Genomic DNA, 4,875 nt, shown 5'->3' on the forward strand with positions numbered 1-4,875 from the left:
CGAGGTCGAGACGGCGTACTACGCTGACCAAGAATCAGCCAATCCGGCACCGGCCGGACAAGGCTCCCGATAGGAACGAAAGTCAGGCCGATTCAATGCGTGGGCAGGACGCGTCCAGGGAAGTGCGGCGCAGGCTCACATTCGAGGCGCCGGTGCACGTGCCGAGGCCGAAGAACTGAAGATGGCCCAGATCCCACTACAGCAAGAAATCGCCGCCGTCCGTTCCGGTACCCACACGAACGCCGCCTACGCCGGTATGAGTGTCGATCAATTCCTCCAACACCGGGCCACAGACACGAGCCGCGGAAGTACAGAACGCGAAGCCGCCATGCACCAAGCCGCAGCCCTCGGTCGAGACGGTGTCGTCCGCGGACTCTCTCGCACCCCAGGCGTCGACCAGCAAGCTCTTCAACGAGCGACCACCACCAACGCCGGGGCGCTCGTAGGCAAGGCACCGGACCTCGTCAAGGGAGAAGGCGCTGCCTTCGGATCAATCACCGGGTCAGACATGGCAGGATTCAGTGCTGGCACCGCCGCGGCCCACATGGAGCATCTGCAGCGTCTTCACGCCGAGGCGAACGACCTCACGAGGTCGGCAACCCAACGCGCGGCCTCACAGGCCAGTCTCGATACCGCAGCCACGGCGTTCAACGGCGCGGGTTGGCGGCCTTGACGTCTTCGATCGAGGAGGTGCCGAGTGTCGAGAGGGTGAACGGGATGCCCGCGGCCCCCGCGGCGCCTGCCCCGGCGATCTCGCCCTCGGTGTGCATGAGCCGGGTGAATCCCGTGGGGGCGATCCCGAACGGCATCGCCGAGGTGCCGCCGAGCACCCGCGTGGTCGTGTCGAGCTTGGAGACATCCCGAAGGATCGAGGGGTGGAACTCGATGTCCTCGAAGGCCTGGCGGGCGCGGGCGAGCGACAGCTCGCCCTCGGCCGAACCGTCGGTGTAGTCGAAAGCGGCCTTCGGGGTGCGGCGCTTGGCGATCAAGCGCAGGTCGTAGATCGTCAGCGCACTGTTCAGGCGACGCTTCTTGCCGTTGAACGTCGGTGCCTTGAACTTCATGAGCCCCGCGAGTTCTACGGGATTGGGGAATTGGCGCTTGACCATGATTCGTCTCTCAGTTCGTGGTGCGGTCGACGTGGGCCAGGAGCGCGTTGCGCGCGCCTGTGATGTGGCTTCGGGTGAGTGCGATTCTTTGCCCAAGGGCCGCGCCGTGCGGCCCCTATTTGCGGACTCGTAAGTGCGTGACGCCGCCGTCGACGTCGAGCGCGGTTCCCGTGGTCGAGCCCGAGCGCGGTGACGCGAGGTACGCGATCGCGTCTGCCACTTCCTGCGGGGTCACCATTCGTCCCGTTGCCTGACGCGCGTCGAGGGCCGCACGTTCAGCGATCGGGTCAGCGAATCCTGCGAGCATCCGGTCGACGAAAGCGGTCGCTACCGTCCCGGGGCGAACGCAATTGACCCGTATGCCCTCACTCACCAAGTCGGTCGCCATCGCGAACGTCATCGCCATGACCGCACCCTTCGTGGCAGAGTACAGAACGCGCTGGGGCAGCCCGTTAAGCGCCGCGATCGACGACAGATTCACAATCGCCGCGTGGGATGACGCGCGCAAGTACGGCAGCGCGGCGGAGCTGACCCGCGCGATTCCCGTGACATTGATATCGAGAACCCTCGTCCACTCGGCGTCGGCGTTCTCCTCGACGGTGCCCACCGCGCTCACGCCGGCGTTGTTGACGAGGATGTCGATGCCGCCGAGGTCTGCCGCAACCGAGGCGAGTGCGGCTTCGACCGAGGCACGGTCAGTGACATCCGCCCGGTACCCACGCAACGGCGGTGTAACGGCGTCGGTGTTGACGTCCAGGACGGCCACCGCAGCGCCTCTCGCAGCGAGCTCCACCGCTGTCGCTTGCCCGATTCCCGATGCACCGCCCGTCACGACGGCGACGAGGCCGCTGAATTCGCCGCTCATGCCTGCCCGACCTGTTGGCGCGACATGCCGAGACCCTCGATCTCGAGTTCCATCACGTCACCGGCTACGAGATACACCGGTTCCTTCATCCCGAGCGCGACTCCCGCGGGCGTTCCCGTGTTGACGATGTCTCCTGGACGCAGCACCATGAACTGGCTGAGATACCTGATGACATGAAGCACGGAGAAGACCATGTCGGCGGTCGTGCCGTTCTGACGGCTTACTCCGTTCACTGACAGCCGCAGCGCGAGATTCTGCGGGTCGGGAACGAGGTCGGCGGGCACAAGCACCGGGCCGAGCGGATTGAACGTCTCACAGCTCTTGCCCTTGTCCCATTGGCCGCTGCGCTCCAGCTGGAACTCTCGCTCTGAGACGTCGTTTGAGATCGCGTATCCGGCGATGCACGCGAGGGCCTCCTCGTCGCTGTCGAGGTAGCGCGCCGTCGATCCGATGATGACCGCGAGCTCCACCTCCCAGTCGGTCTTGACCGAGCGGCGGGGAACCAGCACCTCATCGTTCGGGCCGATCACCGTCCACGGGTCCTTCATGAAGACCACGGGCTCCGCGGGGATCGTCGCGCCGGTCTCGGCGGCGTGGTCGCGGTAGTTCAACCCGATGCAGACGACCTTGCTCGGGCGGGAGACGGGCGCGCCCACGCGCATGGTCTCGGCGCCCTCGAGCACCGGCAGTTCACCGGCAGCAAGCGCCGAGCGAGACCGCGCGAGACCGCCGGCGGCGAGGAAGTCGCCGTCGAGATCGGCAGTGAGCCCGCGGAGATCGTAAGAGACTCCGTCGTGCTGGATCACGGGAATTTCGGCGCCTTGCGGGCCCAATCGTGCGAACATCAGTCAACTCCAGGGGTTGTGCGGGCGGCGGCCGCCCAGCGGTCGGGATCGATGGCGTAGGTGCGCCGCGCGGTACCACCGAAGACAGCGGCGCGTTCCTCGGCGGAGAGGGGTGCGAGTAGCGCGTCGAGTGCGTCCCACGTGCGCGGGTAGCCGCCCGCGAGCACCGAGATCGGCCAGTCGCCGCCATACATCAGACGGTCGGCGCCGAAGAGGTCGAGCGCGTCATGCACCACAGGTCGAATCTGGTCGAGATTCCAGTCCGCGAGGTCACCGACAGAGGAGTACAGCCCGGAGAGCTTGGCCGTCACCGACGACTGTGCGGCGCAGGCGGTAATCAGGTTGCGCCACGCGGCGTAGTCTTCGCGCGATCCACCGATGGGAGGCTTCCCCAAGTGGTCGATGACGAGGGAAAGTCCTGGATGCCGTCGCGCGATGTCGACGACCCGGGAGAGCGCAGCGTAGTTGGCGGTCGGGAAGTCAAGCGGCATCCCGGCATCCTCGAGCACCCCGAGTGTCGCCTCGACCTCGGGTCGCTCCATCCACTGTGCGGGATGCTCGTGTACAAGATTTCGGATGCCCACGATCACAGGCTCGTCGGCGAACCGTAGGAGATCCTCGGCGACGCGCTCAGACTTGTCGAGCGGGCTGAAGGCGACAACGCCCACTATTCGCGGCGATGTGCGCGCGAGAGCGAGCATGTTTTCGGTGTCGCGGGGGTCGTCGGAGGACTGCACGAGGATCACGCCGCCGATGCCCCTCGCATCGAGAGTCGGTTCGATCTCGGAGAGCGTCACTGCGCGGTTGAGGTCGCCCAGCTCGGGCCCCAGCCACGGATAGTCGGCGACGGCGGGGTCCCACACGTGAAGGTGGGCGTCGACGATCACCAGGATGCTCCGACTGCCTCGGGCCTGAGATGGCCGGCAGCCACGAGGGCCGTCCACAGGGCATCAGGAATCGGGGTCTCGTAGCGTTCGACGCCCTCGATGACCTGCTCGGCGGTGCGCGTGCCGAGCACGACCGAGACGACGGCCGTCTGCCGCAGCGCGAACTGCACCGCCGCGTCGGGGAGGGTGACGCCATGCGCCTCGCAGATCCTGGCGATTGCGCGGGCCCGAGCGATAAGTTCGGCCGAGGCCGGCAGGTAGTCGAAGTGTGCGCTCTCGGGCACCTCTGGCCTGCTCAGCAGACCCGAGTTGTAGACCCCCGCGGCGACGACTCTCACCCCGCGCTCAAGGGCAAGGGGGATGAGCTTATCGAGCGCCGACTGGTCGAGCAGCGTGTAGCGGCCCGCCAGCATGACCACGTCGACGTCACAGCGCCGGATGAACTCGGTGAGCATCGCGGTCTGGTTCATGCCAGCGCCGATAGCGCCGACGACTCCCTGCTCGCGCAACTCAACGAGGGTGTCGATGCCCGTCGTCGATGCCTCGTCCCAGTGGTCGTCGGGATCGTGAAGGTAAACGATGTCGACCCGATCGAGTCCCAGTCGGTCGAGGCTGGACTCGAGGGAGCGGAGTATTCCGCCGCGGGAGAAGTCCCACTCGCGCCGGTGAGTCGCCGGCACCACGAAGCCGTGCTCGTCCTGCTTTCCCGCACGTTCGGGCGTGGGGACGAGCGCGCGCCCGACCTTGGTCGACACGATGAACTCGCCGCGCGGCCGGCCGGCGAGCGCTTCGCCGAGCCGACGCTCCGACAACCCGAGGCCGTAGTGCGGTGCCGTGTCGAAATAACGGATGCCCCGAACCCATGCCGCGTCGATCGCAGCAACCGAGTGCGCGGTGGTTGTCTCGCGGTTGAGGTTGCCTAATTGCGCGGCACCGAAACCCAACTCGGTCAGCGCGAGTCCTGCAGTGAGCGATCGCTCGCGCATTGCGCTTTCCTCCCCGGTGAGCCTTAAATTCATAGTACATCACATGTTAGCGACAAACATGCCGAGAGAGTCGCACTTCGGCACATCCCTAGGGCGTGTCTGACAATGGTTGACGAAGCGGGCTGAGAGTCTGGATTCGTGTCGCGGTTCCAGTTGCTCTCGGATGCTCAGTGGTCGTTGATC

The 4,875-nt window shown here is 66.2% G+C and carries 4 protein-coding genes and 1 pseudogene; all 5 read right to left on the minus strand.

Annotated features, from left to right (window positions below; translation table 11 throughout):
- Positions 1-656 precede the first annotated feature (656 nt).
- Positions 657-1,109 (minus strand): annotated as a pseudogene (locus BW982_RS17315) (alpha-hydroxy-acid oxidizing protein); the annotation flags it as partial.
- A gap of 115 nt (positions 1,110-1,224) precedes the next feature.
- Positions 1,225-1,974, minus strand: a complete 750-nt coding sequence (locus BW982_RS17320) for an SDR family NAD(P)-dependent oxidoreductase (RefSeq protein WP_076495479.1) — start codon at positions 1,972-1,974, stop codon at positions 1,225-1,227.
- On the minus strand, positions 1,971-2,822 hold the full coding sequence (locus tag BW982_RS17325; protein ID WP_076495481.1) for a fumarylacetoacetate hydrolase family protein: 852 nt from the start codon (positions 2,820-2,822) through the stop codon (positions 1,971-1,973). The genes BW982_RS17320 and BW982_RS17325 overlap by 4 nt, the downstream gene beginning before the upstream one ends.
- Complete coding sequence (locus BW982_RS17330) at positions 2,819-3,706, minus strand: amidohydrolase family protein (protein WP_217693695.1); 888 nt, start codon at positions 3,704-3,706, stop codon at positions 2,819-2,821. Before BW982_RS17330 ends, BW982_RS17325 begins: the two co-directional genes overlap by 4 nt.
- Positions 3,703-4,692, minus strand: a complete 990-nt coding sequence (locus BW982_RS17335) for an aldo/keto reductase (protein ID WP_076495483.1) — start codon at positions 4,690-4,692, stop codon at positions 3,703-3,705. The genes BW982_RS17330 and BW982_RS17335 overlap by 4 nt, the downstream gene beginning before the upstream one ends.
- Positions 4,693-4,875: the final 183 nt, after the last annotated feature.

The sequence above is a fragment of the Microbacterium sp. RURRCA19A genome, from assembly GCF_900156455.1.
GTDB lineage: Bacteria > Actinomycetota > Actinomycetes > Actinomycetales > Microbacteriaceae > Microbacterium.

Bases quoted from the DNA above. Each gene is read 5' to 3' on its own strand.
- BW982_RS17335 (WP_076495483.1), bottom strand. From the start codon at position 4,692: ATGCGCGAGCGATCGCTCACTGCAGGACTCGCGCTGACCGAGTTGGGT.
- BW982_RS17320 (WP_076495479.1), bottom strand. From the start codon at position 1,974: ATGAGCGGCGAATTCAGCGGCCTCGTCGCCGTCGTGACGGGCGGTGCA.